Raw genomic sequence first — 13,860 nt, forward strand, 5'->3', positions numbered from 1 at the left:
GCGAATGACGGTGGAATTCGGAGTTCTGGGGGCTCTCGAGGCGAAATCCGGTGGTGTTCCGCTGGATTTGGGCCACGCGCGGCAGCGTTCCGTGCTGGCCGTTCTGCTCGCCGAGGCCAATCTGCCGGTTTCGCTCGACCAATTGGCATACCGCGTCTGGGGTGACCGGCCGCCGTACCGCGCGGCGGGAACGTTGCGCAGTTATCTGTCCAGACTGCGGACGACGCTTCCCGAAAGCGCGATCGAACGCGGCCCGGGGACGTATTCGCTGCGCGTCGACCCTGAATCCGTCGACCTCCTGCGCTTCCGCCGCCGGATCGCCGAGGCGCGGAGGGAAAGCGACGACGTCGCGGCGGCCGCGTTGTTCGCCGAAGGGCTCGGTCTTTGGCGAGGTGAGGCTTTCGCCGGGCTCGATTCACCGTGGCTGGCGGCGATTCGCGAAGTCGCCGAATCCGAACTTCACGCGGCGCGGCTCGACAGCACCGACGTCGAACTGCGGCTGGGCAGGCACGCGGAACTGCTGAGCGTGCTTTCCCCGCTGGCCGAACAGAACCCGTTCGACGAACGGCTCGCCGCACACCTGATCCTCGCGCTCTACCGCAGCGGCAGGCAGGCGGACGCGCTGGAGCATTACGAGAAGACGCGTCGCGAACTCGCCGATTCGCTCGGCACGGATCCGGGACCTCGGCTGCGGCGGCTCCATTTGCTGATCCTGGGGTCCGATCCCGAACTCGACCTGCCCGCCGAACGGGAAACCGTGCCGGTGCGGGACACGGCGGCCGAACTCGCGCTCGTCCGGGCCGTCGCGGTGCTGCTCATCGTCGTCGCGGAAGGCGGTTTCGTCGCGGCGGCGAACCGGGTGCTGAGCAAGGCCGAACTCATCGCCGACGAGGTGGACCTGCTGGAGAGCCGGATCGGCGGACCGCTGCTGGACCGGGACGGGTTCACCCTGACCGCGCTGGGGGAGACGCTCAAGGAGGGCGTCGGCGGCGGTATCGCGGGCGTCGGCGCGGCGATCGCGGAAAGCCGCGCCGCGGCCCGTCGGACCGGGGGCCGCCTGCGGATCGGCTATGTCGCGAGCATCGGGGGCGACTTCGCGGCGAAACTGGCGTCGGAGTTCGAGCGGCGCACCCCCGGCTGCCGGGTCAGCCTGACCCCGACCCGGATCGGTACCGGGACGACAGGGCGCGAACTGCTCGCCGAGGACGACCTCGATCTGGTGCTGCACTGGTCGCCGGGCGGCGACGGGCAGGCGCTGGCGCTGCCCGGGCTCAGCGTGGGGCCGGTGATCCGCGAGGTGCGGCGGGCCGTGGTCGTCCCGGCCGGGCATCCGCTGGCGAGCCGCACCTCGATCAGCGTCGAGGACCTCGTGGACGTCGAAGTGATCGACCCCGGCAAGGCGCTGAGCCCGCTCGCCCGCGACCTCTGGACCCCGCCGGTGACGCCGTCCGGACGGCGCCTGAAACTCACCCAGGACGACCTGACCGAACTGGTCGGCCGCCGCTCGATCAGTGCGGAAGACGTCCTCCCGCTGGTGGCCCGGGGTTACGGGGTGCACCTGACGGTCGCGTCGCTGCTGGACCGGTACCCGTTCCCCGGGCTGGCCCTGGTCCCGGTCCGCGATCTGCCGCCGATGGTCGTCGTCCCGGTCTGGCGGACCGCCGAAGAGACCCACCTGATCCGCGCCTTCGTCGCTTCCCTGACTCCCTAACCCCTCGCGTTTCGTCCTCTAGTTGCGGTCCTTGCGTGTGCAACTACCGCAACCAGAGGACGAAACGCGAGGGGTTCAGAGGGCGGGGTTCAGAGGGGCGTGAGGGGCAGGCGCAGGGCGGCGGGAGCCTCCGGAGGCACGACGGGCTTGAGCGGAGCGACGGGCGAAAGCCGCCGGTAAGGGGCGCCGGGCAGCGGCCGCGGGTCGGCCTCGCCTTTGTTGGGCCACAACGACATCGCCCGTTCCGCCTGCGCCGTGATGGTCAGCGACGGGTTCACCCCGAGGTTCGCCGAAATCGCCGAACCGTCGGCGATATGCAGACCCGGGTAGCCGTGCACCCGCTGATACGGGTCGACGACGCCGGTCTCGGGGCCGTCGCCGATCGCGCAGCCGCCGATGAAATGGCCGGTGATCGGGATGTTCGCCAGATCGGTCCACGCGCCCTGAGCGAGCCCGCCGATCTTCTCCGCCACCCGCCGGGTGACCTCGTGCCCGGCCGGGATCCAGTCGGGGTTGGGGTCGCCGACGCCCTGTTTCGTGGTCATGTGGCGACCGAAGAGCCCGCGTTTCGTATACGTGGTCACGGAGTTGTTCAGTGTCTGCATCACCAGCAGGCCGACCATCCGCTCCGACCAGTGCCGCCGATTGTGCAGCCGCACCAGATGCCGCCAGTTGCGCCGCAGTTCCCGCAGGCCCAGCACCCAGCGCCGTTTGCCCGGCTCGCCGTCGACGAGCACCGTCGTCAGCAGGCCCATGAAATTGCTGCCCTTGCCGTAGCGCACCGGCTCGACGTGGGTCACCGCGTCCGGGTGGATCGACGACGTGATCGCGACGCCGCGGGTGAAGTCGGTGTCGTCGCGCAGGGAACGCGCGGCGAGGACGGCCTCGGAGTTCGTCCGGGCGAGCAACCCCAGGCGCGGAGACAGCTCCGGCAGGGTGCCCGAGTCCTTCAGCGAATGCAGAAGCCGTTGTGTGCCCAGCGAAGCGGCGGCGAACACGACCTGCTCGGCGGTGAACGTCTGCTTCCGCTTGCGCACCCACCGTCCCGTTCGGACGGTGTCGACAGCGTAGCCGCCGTCTATCGGCCGCACCGAGGTGACGGTGGTCAGCGGATGGACTTCCGCTCCCGCTTTCTCGGCCAGGTAAAGATAGTTCTTGACGGTCGTGTTCTTCGCGCCGACCCGGCAGCCGGTCATGCACTCGCCGCAGTGCGTGCACGGCTTCCGCTCGGGGCCTTCGCCACCGAAGAACGGGTCGACGTCTCGCTTGCCGAAGTAGACGCCGACCTGCGTCGGCCGGTAGGTGCCGGCGATGCCCATGTCTTCGGCGACCTCGCGCAACACCTTGTCCGCCGGGGTGACCAAGGGGTTCTCGACCACGCCGAGCATCCGTTTGGCCTGGTCGTAATGGGGCGCGAGTTCGGCCTTCCAGTCGGTGATCCGCGCCCACTGCGGGTCGTCGTAGAAGGTGTCCGGGGGTTCGTAGAGCGTGTTCGCGTAGACGAGCGATCCGCCGCCGACACCCGCGCCGCTCAGCACGAAGGTGTTCTTCAGCAGCGTCAGCCGCTGGATGCCGTAGCAGCCCAGTTTCGGGGCCCACAGGTACTTCCGCAGCCGCCACGACGTCTTCGCGAACTCGTCGTCGGCGAACCGGCGGCCGGACTCCAGCACGCCGACGCGGTAGCCCTTCTCGGTCAGCCGCAACGCGGTCACGCTGCCGCCGAACCCGGAGCCGATCACCAGCACGTCGTAGTTCATCGCGCACCCGCGGTCCGGTAGTCGCCGAGATCGAGCTGTTTGGTCCGGCGGTCGTATTCGGTGACCAGCCCCGGCCAGTTCGTGGTCACGCGGCCGTTGTCCTGGCGGTACCAGCTCGCGCAGGTCGTCCAGACACTGTGCGCCAGCCGTTGCTGGACCTCGGTGTCGTAGCGCTGTTCCACTTCGGGGGCGACGTCCATATAGGACACTTCGGGACGGCTGAGGTGTTCGACGGCCTGGCGGATGTAGCGGGCCTGGCGCTCGATCATGTAGATGATGGAGCCCGCGCCCAGGTTCGTGTTCGGGCCGTAGACACAGAACAGGTTCGGGAAGCCGGGCACGGTCATGCCGAGATACGCCCGCGCACCGCCGGACCACGCTTCGGACAGCGACCGGCCGCCGAGGCCTTGGACCTTGAGTTCGCCGAGGAAATCCGTTGCCGCGAAACCGGTTCCGTAGACGATGACGTCGGCTTCGTGCTCGACACCGTCTTCGGTGAGGACGCCGGACGGCGTGATCGCGCTGATGCGGCGGGTCTCCACCGCGACGTTGTGCTGCGCGAGCGCGGGCAGGTAGTCGTTGGTGAACAGGATCCGCTTACAGCCCAGCGGATAGTCCGGCGTGAGTTTCTCGCGCAGCGCCCGGTCCTTGATGTGCTTCCGGCGCAGCTGTGCCGTACGCAGCTCAAAGACCTTGGCCAACAAAGGATACTGTGTCATCGCATAGGTCGCGTACTCGGCGAGGAGGAAGATCCGGAGCCTGCCCAGCAACTGGGTGGCAGGCAGCCGGCGGAACAACCGCTGCTGCCAGCGCCGGTAGCGAGTGTCCTTTTTGGCCATGATGTAGGGCGCGGTGCGCTGGAACACGGTCAGCTCACCGGCCTGGCGCTGGATCTCGGGCACGAACTGGATCGCGCTCGCGCCGGTGCCGATCACGGCGACCTTCTTGCCGCGCAGGTCGACGTCGTGGTCCCACCGTGCGGAGTGGAAACTCGGGCCCTCGAAGGTGTCCTGGCCGGGGATCTCCGGCAGGACCGGCCGCGAAAGCTGCCCGACGGCCGGCACGAAGACGTTCGCCTCGTAGGTCTCGCCGCCGGCCGTCTCGACACGCCAGAGCCCGCGCGCTTCGTCGAAGGCGGCGCCGGTGACCTGGGTGCCGAACCGGATATGCGGTTCGAGGCCGTATCGCCGCACGACGCGTTTGAGGTACTCGTGGATGTCGGGCTGCAGCGAAAACCGCTTCGGCCAGTCGGGATTGGGCTCGTAGGAAAACGAGTACAGCGGCGACGGGATGTCGCAGCCCGCGCCAGGGTAGGTGTTCTCCCGCCAGACGCCGCCGGGTTCGCCGGCGCTCTCCAGGATGGTGAAGTCGTCGAATCCGGCGCGTTTGAGCTCGATCGCCGTCCCGACCCCGCCGAACCCCGTGCCGACGATCAGGACGGACGGCTTCGCTGACCCAGTGCTCATGCCGAACGAAGTTACCCAGCGGTCAGCGTGTCCGGAAGTACACGACCGGCCAGTGAATCGAGAATTCCGGCCACGCCTCTCCCGGTCACGCCCTTAGAGGACTACTTGCACAGAATGGGTCTCGGCCTTGGGGTGGGCCCAGCGCAGGAGCCGGTCGGCGGAGCTTTCGAGGGCGGCCAGATCGCGTTTCGGGACGCGTTCGAACGGCGTGATGAGCAGCGTCGCGACCTTCTTCGCGATCTTGATCTCCCAGAGTCCCCTTACCGTCCCGTCGACCAGGATGGTGCCCTTGACCAGGCCGTTCTGGGTGATGACGACCTTGCGGTGCTCGTCGCTGATCACCCGGGTGCGGTCGGCGTAGGACAGGATGGTCTGGTCGAACGGGCCCAGCAGCAGCGGCGGCGCGGGAGTGTCGGCGTCCGGTCGCGGCGCCTCGGGCAGGTCGAACAGTTCGCGCCCGTTCTCGTCGCGGAACACCCGCAGCTCGGGACGCAGCCGCTCGGCCACCTCACCGAGTTTCGTGATCCCCGCCCAAGTCTGTGCGTCCTGCACGGTGGCGGGCCCGAACGCGGCCAGGTAGCGCCGGAACATCCGCTCGGGTGACGGTGTCGCGTCCGGTTCGGTGCCGATCCAGTCTCCGGCGGTCTGATACGTCGGCTGTCCGGATTTGCCCCAGATGCCCCGCGGCGGGATCTGCACCAGCGGAAGCATCGCCCGCGCGACGTGCACCAGCGCGGACGGCCTCGCGCTCGCCCACTGCTTCGCGAGTTCCGCGCCGAGTTCAGCGGCCGACAGTGGCCGCTCGCCGAGCAGTTTGCGGGCGGTGCGGGCGATCTCCTGGTGGTCGAGACCGGAGATCTCCGGGCCGAACTCCGTGTTGGCGAGCACGGCCCGGTCGTAGAGGGTCTGGACGACCGGCCGCCAGGCCAGCGCGTCCGACGGCGTCACCAGATGAACCGTGCCGCGCATCAGCGCGATCCGCACCACGCTCTTGTCCAGCAGCAGTTTCGCCAGGTCGTCCTGGGTGAACCCGTTCAGCCGTGTCCACAGCGCGAAGTACGGCGGGTTCGGTGCCTGCGCCTGAAGCCCGGCGAGGTGCTCGACGGCCTCGAGCGCCGTCAGGTTCGAAGGCCGGAGCAACAGCTGCCGGGCCAGCATGGCGCGGTTCAGCGCGCGCCTGCTCAAGGTGTCGGACATGCCGTGATCCTAATCGGGATCAAGGACAGTTACGGTCCTCAATGCGGGGATCCCGGCCGGGATCCATAATCCCGGCCATGGAACTACCGCCGCCGGTGATCCGCGACTGGGACTACCCGCGTGGCACGGCGAGCATCGTGCTCATGGCCCGCTTCGCCGCCGAGAACGGTGTCGAGGAGTTGGCTGCTTTCGAGAACGCCCCCGTGGACGGCCAGGTCGACGCGCGCCAGGAACTCGCGGTGGTCCGCGACCTGGTCCGCGGCCTCGGCGGCGGGGACGACGTCGCGCTGCGGCTGAGCAGGCGCTACCGCGTCAGCGCGTTCGGCATCTTCGGCTTCGCGTGCATCAGCAGTCCGACCCTCGGCGACGCGATGCGCTTCGCCCTGCGATACCTGGACCTGAGCTTCACCTTCTGCATCCCGCACGTGAGCTTCGAAGCCGGGCGGATCGCGCTGACGATGGACGACAGCCGCGTGCCCGACGACGTCGCGCGCTTCCTGGTGCTGCGCGACCTCGGCGCCATCCACACCGTCATGCGGGACATCCTGCCGGACATCTCCTTGCGCTCCTTGGCCTTCCGGCACGAGAAGCCGTCCACTGTGGACGAATATGTGCGGACCTTCGGGCTGGCTCCCGGCTTCTCCGCTCCGACGCACGCCGCCACCTTGGACCCGCTTTTCCTGGAACAGGCGTTGCCGCAGGCCAACGATCAGACGGTCGCGGTCTGCGCGGCGCAATGCGATCTGCTGGTGTCCCGCAAACGCGAGCGGTCCGGGATCGCCCAGCAGGTCCGGGAACGCCTGGTGCGCCTCGGCGGCGTCGACGCCGGGATGGACGAGGTCGCCAAGCGTCTCGCGCTCAGCCCACGGACGCTGCGACGGCGCCTTTCCGAGGCCGGGACCGGCTATCGCGCCCTGTTGGACGAGGTCCGCCAGGCGCTCGCGGAGGAGATGCTCGACACCGGCGCGCTCAGCGTCGAGGACGTCGCGCTGCGGCTGGGCTACGCCGAGGCGTCGAGTTTCATCTACGCCTTCAAACGCTGGAAGGGGATGACGCCGGCGGCCTACGCCCGCCGGACCGCGTCGCGAGCACGGCCGGGTAGGTGACCCGCAGCAGATGCAGGATCGAATCGGTGAGGAAGACCCGCAACTCCTCCCGGCCGAGCGTGCCGCGGATCAGCCACTCCCGTGACGCGGCGCGCAGCATCCCGCCGTACGAACGGATCATCGCGCGGAGTTCCTCGCGGCCTTCGGCGATGTCGCTCATCAACGCGGCCGCCAGCACCCGGTCGGCGGCGATCTCGTCGGCCTCCAACATGATCCGCTCGATATCCGGGTCGCGGCCGACGGCCTCCTGCCCGATCGCGGTCAGCCACGCCTGCTCGTTGCGCTCCACCACTTCGATCCAGTGCAGGACACTGATCGCCAGCCGCTCCTCGGCGGTGGTGTCGGGCAGGTTCTCGATCACCGGCGCCGGCACGATCATCATCTGCCGGACGACTTCCAGGTACAGCTCGCGCTTGTCGCCGAAGTAGTGGTTGATCAGCGGCCGGGCGACCCCGGCGGCCTTCGCGATGTCCGACGTCGAAACCGAGGCGTAAGTGCCCGCGCCGAACAGCCGCCGCGCCGCGGCCAGGATCTCGGCACGCCGGGCGGCCGGTTCGAGGCGGCGCCGCCGGATCTCCGGGTCGGTGCTCATGGTCCGAGCGTAACTGTTTCCAGTGACCTCAGAGAACGCCGTAGTGGGCAGCGAGGTCTGCGAAAGGGCGCCCTCGTCTCCGGGTGGCCCTATCCACCATGTCGCGCATGACCATGATGCCGAGCGGCTGACGCTGAACCCAGTCGGGCGCGATATCCCGGGCCTCGCCCAAGAGTTTCGTGGCCTGCTGGTCGCGCCGGAGCAGAGCTGCCGCGTGGGCCAGATGAAGCCGGTGACCGGCTTCCCAGAACGGCGGGACGGGTCCTCGCGGCTCGGGGATTCCTTCCGCGAGCCGGAGTGCGGTTTCCGGGTCGCCCAGCCGGACAGCATGGTCCACGGTCTGGAGAGCGGCTACCCGAGGACCGAAGATGGCGGCTTCAGTCGCGTTGTCCCGTCCCGCTCGTACCGCAGCGGACCGGGCGACCGCGAGGAGATCATCGGCTCGTACACCGTTACCCGAGCGCAACGCGGCGTTGGCCGCGTTGAACAGCAGATTGCCGAACACGCCTGCTCTGGTGACGTCCCGATCGAGCATTCTGGGCTCGATCTCTTCAGCGGCTTTCACCGCGACGCGTTCGGCCTCCGCGGTGCGGCCCTGCTTGATCAAGGTCCAGACGAGATAGCGCAGCGAGATCGCGGAGTCGATCTCCGGATCATCGGACCCGCGAGCGGCGGCCAGCGCACGTTCGGCAGCTGTCCATGCGAGGTCGTCCATGTCCAGCCGCCCGGCGATTCCGGCACACAGGCGGTAAGCCGTGGACAGCAACCGCTGAGCCGCGGCGTTCGCGTCTCCAGTGGTCGCGTGGACGAGCCGGCGAGCATCGGTGAGCAGGATCGGCAGGGCGTGGAGCAAGTCGCTGTGGCGTCCGTCCACATAGGCCCGCCAGGCGGCGTGGCTTGCCATGGCCAGGCTGGGTCGGTCACTGACGTCGTCGGTATCGGTGAGGTCGTCGAGGCCGGGTATCTCAGCGCTCGCGGTGATCGCTTGCCGCAGCCGGGCGATTTCACCGTCGTACCCAGCGTGAGCGACAGGCATCAGTCCCGACAGCGCGTCCGGGGTCACCGCCAGCACTCGCGCGAGCTTGGCGATCGTGGCGGGCCGCGTGGTTCGCCGGTCTCCCCGCTCGATGCGACCCACGGTGTCGACCCCGACGGAGGCAGCCGCGGCCAACTCCTCTTGTGACAGGTTTCGCGCCTTACGGAAGCGCGCGAGGTTCTCCGCCAACGAGCTGGACATCGGCCCCCCCTGAGTGTGCTAGTCCCGGTTCGTCGCCACTGCCCGACCGGCCTCGCAGAACACGGTCCCCCCGGTGGCGACCGCGCGCAAGGCGGTGGTGATCCTCGCGTGGAGAGTGGGCTTCACCAGCTGCTCGGCCTCGTCCAAGGTGTAGAGGCCGACTGTCCGGATCTCCGGGTCGGTAGACCGGATACGTCGGACTTCGCCTTCGGTGACGAAGCCGCCGTCGAACACGAACGCCAAGCCCTCGGGCATCACTCCTTGCGTCCGAATGTGGTCGATGACCAGCAAGGTGCCGAGCCGGCGGATGATGCCCAGCTCTTCTTGGAGTTCACGTGCCGCCGTTGTCCACGGTGCTTCTTCTGCCTCGACCGCGCCTCCTGGGATTTCCCACTCGGGCTTGTACGTGGTCTCGACCAGCAGAACTCGCGACCGTTCGTCGCGGAGCAGCACGCCGGCGGCGGCGCGTTTCCGGTTGAGGGAGGCCGCGTATTCGCTGAAAGGGAGGAGGTCCACGGTGTCGCAGGCTACCGCCTCCGATCACTTCCCCCGTTCTCTGCTCGAGAGGCAGGGAACGGGGCGAGTGATCGAGGGAAAGCATGCCTGGAGGCCGTGTTTTCGCTGGTCAGCAAGGTCGATGCTGTGAAGGGTCACCTATCCGGTCAATCCGAGGAGTACCCGTGACCGCTGTCCTGGCCCCTTCCGCCACCGGCCGTACCCTGGTGTCCGGCGAGCTGTTCGATCGACTTGCCGGCCGGATCGTCGCCGAGGAGAAGCTGGATCGTCACTCGGCCGAACGCGTCGTCGACCAGTCACTGGCCTTTCTCGCCGCGTGCGCCCTCAACACCGGTGATCCCCTTGCCCCGAGCGAGCTGGTGGACATCGGCTGGCACACCTTCATCCTTCATACCCGCGACTACGCGATCTTCTGTGATCGGATCGCCGGCAGATTCCTCCACCATGTACCCACCGAGGCCGGTGACCCCGGAGCTTCAGGGGAAGCTGCCCACGCCACGCTGATGCGTACGGTCGCCGCCATCGAACGGGCCGGATACGCTGTCGATCCCGCGCTGTGGCCTGCCGTCAAGGGCGACTGTGACGTGAACTGCTCGCAGTGCAAGAACGGCTGCTCCGACGACCCGCCGCCCGCCGGATGAGGACGCATGCTCCACACCTGGAACCACCTGCCCCACACCGTGCGCGCCGCGATCGAAGCCGAGACAGGACCGGTGCGCCGCGTCGAAATACCGGAGGCCGGGCGTAACTCCGACTTCGCCGCGACCCTGCTCACGCGGCGGGGGACGGTGTTCTGCAAGGGCATCGTCGACGCCGGGGGCAAGCGGGCGAAGATGCACCGCCACGAGGCGGACGTCGCGCCGTACTTGCCCCCGGCGGTGGCACCGCGCCTGCTCTGGAGCATCGAAGTCGATGATTGGCTTTTACTCGGCTTTCAGCACATCACCGGTCACCACACTGATCTTTCGCCTGGATCGGCGGATCTGCCGCTGGTGGCCGAAGCCGTATCCACCATGGCTCGTGAACTGGCCGGCTGCACCGCACCGGGTGTCCCGGCGTTGTCCGAGAAAATGGCGTGGATGGCGGGCTGGCGACGGCTACGCCATCAGCCGCCCGCCGAACTGGATCAGTGGAGCCGGGACCGACTGGACCTTCTCGTGGACCTGGAGGCCAAAGGCATCGAGGCGGCTGCCGGGAACAACCTGATCCACACCGACTTGCACCAGTTCAACATCCTGGTCGGCGACCGGGCGTGGGTGATCGACTGGGCCTGGTCGCGAACCGGCGCGGCCTGGATCGACGTGGCACATCTGGTGGTCCGCCTCATTGGTCAGGGCCATAGCCCGGAAACCGCGGAGCAATGGGCGGCCGCCACCCTCGCCTGGCCCACCGCGTCGCCCGACGCGCTGACCGGCTTCTCCGTAGCCCTGCTGGGCATGTGGACCTACCTGCATCACACCGACCCGCTGCCGATGCGCGCGGGGCTCGCGACAGCCGCGCGGCAATGGGCCGAGCATCGCTTGGTTCTGGCCGAGCGTAACTGTTTCAAGTGAGCGGTTGCCGTTACTCAACCGGAATAACCCGCAGGTAACCCCTGGGGCCTTCGCGGCGACGTTCGGGACGGGGGCCCGGGTGTCATAGGTAGGGACGAATGAGCAGTGCTGAACGCGAGCCTGTCCGCCGGGTAGGCCGGTGGGTCAGTGTGCGGCTGCAGCAGCGTGACGTCCGGATCCAAAGTGACGCCGAGGACGAATGCGTCTCGTACGCGGGGATCGTGATCGCCAGTTTCGAGAACGGCGCCAAGGTCGGCGAGCACTGGATCCCGCTCGGTGTCGACCCTTCGGAGGCCGACGACGAACAGCTGATCCAGGAGTTGCGGGACGCGCTGATCTGGCAGGCGCGACGCCCGCCCAAGGCCGCGGGGGAGTAGCCGCCTATTGCGTCCGGAGACCGTCGAAGGCGATCTTGCAGACGGCGTCCGCGAGGTCTTCCCCGGTCGAGCCACGGCGCGGCCGGTACCACTCGATCAGCGAGTTCACCATGCCGTACAGCAGTCGCGCGGTGACGGCCGGATCGATGTCGGGCCGGACGTCGCCCTCGGTTTCGGCTTCTTTCACCAGCTCCGTCACCAGCCGGTCGAATTCGCGCCGGCGTGCCAGCGCCGCGCGCTCGACCTTGGTGTTGCCCCGCACGCGCAGCAGCAGGGTCACGAACGGGAGTTGCTCGACCAGTACGAGGACACTGCCCCGCACCAGATGCTCGAGTTTCTCGATCGCCTTGCCCTCGAAGGATTCCGTCTCGGCGGCGACGGCGAACAGGCCGTTCAGCGCGCGGTCGACGGCGAGCCGCAACAGCTCTTCCTTGCTCGGCACATGGTGGTAGATGGCGGATTTCGTGATCCCGAGCTTGCGGGAGAGGTCCTCCATGCTGGTGCCGTCGTAGCCGCGTTCGTTGAACAGCTTGACCGCGACCAGCAGCAGCGACTCGAGGTCGTAACCGGGGCGCCCCCGGCGGGCGGGGGTGGTCACCCGCGGTCCCGTTCGTCGAGCACGCGGCGCATCTTGCCCAGCGATCGCTCCAGGGTGTCCGGGTCGAGCACTTCGACGCCGACGGTCACGCCGACGCCGTCCTTGACCCCGGCGACCAGCCGGGCGGCGGCTTCCGCGCGCTGTTCGCCGGTCGCGTCCGGCCGTGCCTCGACGCGGACCGTCAGCTGGTCCATCCGGCCCCGCGTCGAACGGATCAGCTGGAAATGCGGGGCGAGCGCGGGGGTCACCAGCACGACTTCCTCGATCTGCGTGGGGAAGACGTTGACGCCACGCAGGATGATCATGTCATCGCTGCGCCCGGTCACCTTCTCCATCCGCCGGAACGCCGGCCGCGCGGTGCCCGGCAGCAGCCGGGTGAGGTCGCGCGTACGGTAGCGGATGATCGGCAGCGCCTGTTTGGTGAGCGAGGTGAACAGCAGTTCGCCGGTCTCGTCGATCGGTTTCTCGGTGAACGGGTCGATCACCTCGGGGTAGAAGTGGTCCTCCCAGATGTGCAGCCCGTCCTTGGTCTCGACGCATTCCTGCGCGACACCGGGACCCATCACCTCGGACAGGCCGTAGATGTCGACGGCGTCGATGCCGACACGTTCCTCGATCTCCGTGCGCATCTGCTCGGTCCACGGTTCCGCGCCGAAGATGCCCACCTTCAGCGAACTCGACTGCGGGTCGATGCCCTGGCGCTCGAATTCGTCGAGCAGGGTGAGCAGGTACGACGGGGTGACCATGATGATCTCGGGTTTGAAGTCGGTGATGATCTGCACCTGGCGCGCGGTCATCCCGCCCGACGCCGGAATCACCGTGCAGCCGAGTTTTTCAGCACCGTAGTGGGCGCCGAGGCCGCCGGTGAACAGCCCGTACCCGTAGGCCACATGGACCTTGTCGCCCGGCCGCCCGCCCGCCGCGCGGATCGAACGCGCCATCACCGTGGCCCAGGTGTCGATGTCCTCCGCGGTGTAGCCGACGACGGTCGGTTTCCCGGTGGTGCCGCTGGAGGCGTGGATCCGGCTGACTTCCGACTCCGGCACGGCGAACATGCCGAACGGGTAGTTGTCGCGCAGGTCCTGCTTGGTGGTGAAGGGGAACTTCGCCAGGTCTCCCAGCGCCTTGCAGTCGTCGGGGTGGACGCCGGCCTCGTCGAACTTCTTCCGGTAGAACGGCACGTTGTCGTAGGCGTGCCGCAGCGTCCACCGGAGGCGGCTCAGTTGCAGCGCCTGGAGTTCGTCGATGGTCAGGTTCTCGGCGTCGTCGCTGAAAGTCATCGGGTAGGGCCCTCTTTTGATGACACGAGCTGGATGGTGCGGCTGCGACCGCGGAATTCGGCGACGACCTCCGGCCCGTCGGGGGTCTCCCGGTGCACGGTGACGTCGTAGATGCCGTTGCGCCCGTAGCGGGTCCGCTCGGTGGCGGTGGCGATGAGGTGGTCGCCGAGCCGGCCGGCGGCGACGAAGGAGATCTCCGCGCCGGAGGCGACGGTGACCGGGCCATGGCTGTTGCAGGCGCAGGCGAACGTCGTGTCGGCGAGCAGGAAGATGTAACCGCCGTGGGCGATGTCGTGGCCGTTGACCATCGTCTCGGTGACCCGCATCGTGGCGACGGCGTGGCCCTCGGCGGCCTCGACCAGCTCGATGCCCAGCGCGCTCGACGCCAGGTCTCCGGCGAACATCGCGTGCGCCGCGTTGGTCGTCATCACACCACCTGGTTACTGACCGAATGGACGGTTGTTAAAGGT

At 68.3% G+C, this 13,860-nt stretch carries 14 protein-coding genes; 5 read left to right on the forward strand and 9 right to left on the reverse strand.

Going from position 1 to position 13,860, the window contains the following annotated elements; genetic code table 11:
* Positions 1 to 4 precede the first annotated feature (4 nt).
* Positions 5 to 1,711, forward strand: a complete 1,707-nt coding sequence (locus ACLJRL_RS01395; protein ID WP_410654134.1) for a BTAD domain-containing putative transcriptional regulator — start codon at positions 5 to 7, stop codon at positions 1,709 to 1,711.
* Positions 1,712 to 1,800: 89 nt separating this feature from the next.
* On the opposite strand, the gene ACLJRL_RS01400 is transcribed toward ACLJRL_RS01395, so the two are convergent.
* The 3 genes from ACLJRL_RS01400 to ACLJRL_RS01410 form a co-directional block, all read right to left on the reverse strand.
* Complete coding sequence (locus ACLJRL_RS01400; RefSeq protein ID WP_410654135.1) at positions 1,801 to 3,468, reverse strand: FAD-dependent oxidoreductase; 1,668 nt, start codon at positions 3,466 to 3,468, stop codon at positions 1,801 to 1,803.
* Complete coding sequence (locus ACLJRL_RS01405) at positions 3,465 to 4,934, reverse strand: flavin-containing monooxygenase (protein ID WP_410654136.1); 1,470 nt, start codon at positions 4,932 to 4,934, stop codon at positions 3,465 to 3,467. Before ACLJRL_RS01405 ends, ACLJRL_RS01400 begins: the two co-directional genes overlap by 4 nt.
* 93 nt (positions 4,935 to 5,027) lie before the next feature.
* Positions 5,028 to 6,131, reverse strand: coding sequence for a winged helix DNA-binding domain-containing protein (locus ACLJRL_RS01410; protein ID WP_410654137.1), 1,104 nt, complete (start codon positions 6,129 to 6,131; stop codon positions 5,028 to 5,030).
* A gap of 77 nt (positions 6,132 to 6,208) precedes the next feature.
* Between ACLJRL_RS01410 and ACLJRL_RS01415 the strand changes: the two genes are divergently transcribed.
* The gene (locus tag ACLJRL_RS01415) at positions 6,209 to 7,237 is read left to right on the forward strand and encodes an AraC family transcriptional regulator ligand-binding domain-containing protein (protein WP_410654138.1); all 1,029 of its coding nucleotides are present in this window, start codon (positions 6,209 to 6,211) and stop codon (positions 7,235 to 7,237) included.
* Here ACLJRL_RS01415 and ACLJRL_RS01420 read toward each other — a convergent pair.
* The 3 genes from ACLJRL_RS01420 to ACLJRL_RS01430 are packed head-to-tail and all read right to left on the reverse strand — an operon-like array spanning position 7,164 to position 9,582.
* On the reverse strand, positions 7,164 to 7,829 hold the full coding sequence (locus ACLJRL_RS01420) for a TetR/AcrR family transcriptional regulator (RefSeq protein ID WP_410654139.1): 666 nt from the start codon (positions 7,827 to 7,829) through the stop codon (positions 7,164 to 7,166). The two genes, ACLJRL_RS01415 and ACLJRL_RS01420, sit on opposite strands and share 74 nt — an antisense overlap.
* A gap of 28 nt (positions 7,830 to 7,857) precedes the next feature.
* On the reverse strand, positions 7,858 to 9,066 hold the full coding sequence (locus ACLJRL_RS01425) for a helix-turn-helix domain-containing protein (protein WP_410654140.1): 1,209 nt from the start codon (positions 9,064 to 9,066) through the stop codon (positions 7,858 to 7,860).
* A gap of 18 nt (positions 9,067 to 9,084) precedes the next feature.
* Positions 9,085 to 9,582 carry an NUDIX domain-containing protein gene (locus tag ACLJRL_RS01430; protein WP_410654141.1) on the reverse strand — a complete coding sequence of 166 codons (498 nt, stop codon included), beginning with the start codon at positions 9,580 to 9,582 and terminating at the stop codon, positions 9,085 to 9,087.
* Positions 9,583 to 9,746: 164 nt separating this feature from the next.
* On the opposite strand from ACLJRL_RS01430, the gene ACLJRL_RS01435 reads away from it, so the two are divergent.
* The 3 genes from ACLJRL_RS01435 to ACLJRL_RS01445 all read left to right on the forward strand — a co-directional run bounded on the left by ACLJRL_RS01435 (position 9,747) and on the right by ACLJRL_RS01445 (position 11,512).
* Positions 9,747 to 10,223 carry a glycine-rich domain-containing protein gene (locus ACLJRL_RS01435; protein ID WP_410654142.1) on the forward strand — a complete coding sequence of 159 codons (477 nt, stop codon included), beginning with the start codon at positions 9,747 to 9,749 and terminating at the stop codon, positions 10,221 to 10,223.
* 6 nt (positions 10,224 to 10,229) lie between these two features.
* Complete coding sequence (locus ACLJRL_RS01440; protein WP_410654143.1) at positions 10,230 to 11,135, forward strand: phosphotransferase; 906 nt, start codon at positions 10,230 to 10,232, stop codon at positions 11,133 to 11,135.
* A gap of 98 nt (positions 11,136 to 11,233) precedes the next feature.
* A complete protein-coding gene (locus ACLJRL_RS01445) occupies positions 11,234 to 11,512 on the forward strand; it encodes a hypothetical protein (protein WP_410654144.1) in 279 nt (92 codons plus the stop codon).
* A 4-nt stretch (positions 11,513 to 11,516) separates the two neighbouring features.
* On the opposite strand, the gene ACLJRL_RS01450 is transcribed toward ACLJRL_RS01445, so the two are convergent.
* From ACLJRL_RS01450 to paaI, 3 genes are read right to left on the reverse strand one after another with little or no spacing between them, the layout of a single operon-like run.
* Positions 11,517 to 12,110, reverse strand: coding sequence for a TetR/AcrR family transcriptional regulator (locus tag ACLJRL_RS01450; RefSeq protein ID WP_410654145.1), 594 nt, complete (start codon positions 12,108 to 12,110; stop codon positions 11,517 to 11,519).
* Positions 12,107 to 13,390 (reverse strand): phenylacetate--CoA ligase PaaK, encoded by a 1,284-nt coding sequence (gene paaK, locus ACLJRL_RS01455; protein WP_410654146.1) that lies wholly within the window; start codon positions 13,388 to 13,390, stop codon positions 12,107 to 12,109. Before paaK ends, ACLJRL_RS01450 begins: the two co-directional genes overlap by 4 nt.
* A complete protein-coding gene (gene paaI, locus ACLJRL_RS01460) occupies positions 13,387 to 13,794 on the reverse strand; it encodes a hydroxyphenylacetyl-CoA thioesterase PaaI (protein WP_410655120.1) in 408 nt (135 codons plus the stop codon). Before paaI ends, paaK begins: the two co-directional genes overlap by 4 nt.
* Positions 13,795 to 13,860: the final 66 nt, after the last annotated feature.

It is taken from the genome of Amycolatopsis sp. lyj-112, assembly GCF_046549055.1.
GTDB lineage: Bacteria > Actinomycetota > Actinomycetes > Mycobacteriales > Pseudonocardiaceae > Amycolatopsis.

Bases quoted from the DNA above. Each gene is read 5' to 3' on its own strand.
- ACLJRL_RS01440 (WP_410654143.1), top strand. From the start codon at position 10,230: ATGCTCCACACCTGGAACCACCTGCCCCACACCGTGCGCGCCGCGATC.
- ACLJRL_RS01400 (WP_410654135.1), bottom strand. From the start codon at position 3,468: ATGAACTACGACGTGCTGGTGATCGGCTCCGGGTTCGGCGGCAGCGTG.
- ACLJRL_RS01420 (WP_410654139.1), bottom strand. From the start codon at position 7,829: ATGAGCACCGACCCGGAGATCCGGCGGCGCCGCCTCGAACCGGCCGCC.
- ACLJRL_RS01425 (WP_410654140.1), bottom strand. From the start codon at position 9,066: ATGTCCAGCTCGTTGGCGGAGAACCTCGCGCGCTTCCGTAAGGCGCGA.
- ACLJRL_RS01410 (WP_410654137.1), bottom strand. From the start codon at position 6,131: ATGTCCGACACCTTGAGCAGGCGCGCGCTGAACCGCGCCATGCTGGCC.
- paaI (WP_410655120.1), bottom strand. From the start codon at position 13,794: ATGTTCGCCGGAGACCTGGCGTCGAGCGCGCTGGGCATCGAGCTGGTC.
- ACLJRL_RS01405 (WP_410654136.1), bottom strand. From the start codon at position 4,934: ATGAGCACTGGGTCAGCGAAGCCGTCCGTCCTGATCGTCGGCACGGGG.
- ACLJRL_RS01415 (WP_410654138.1), top strand. From the start codon at position 6,209: ATGGAACTACCGCCGCCGGTGATCCGCGACTGGGACTACCCGCGTGGC.
- ACLJRL_RS01395 (WP_410654134.1), top strand. From the start codon at position 5: ATGACGGTGGAATTCGGAGTTCTGGGGGCTCTCGAGGCGAAATCCGGT.
- paaK (WP_410654146.1), bottom strand. From the start codon at position 13,390: ATGACTTTCAGCGACGACGCCGAGAACCTGACCATCGACGAACTCCAG.
- ACLJRL_RS01445 (WP_410654144.1), top strand. From the start codon at position 11,234: ATGAGCAGTGCTGAACGCGAGCCTGTCCGCCGGGTAGGCCGGTGGGTC.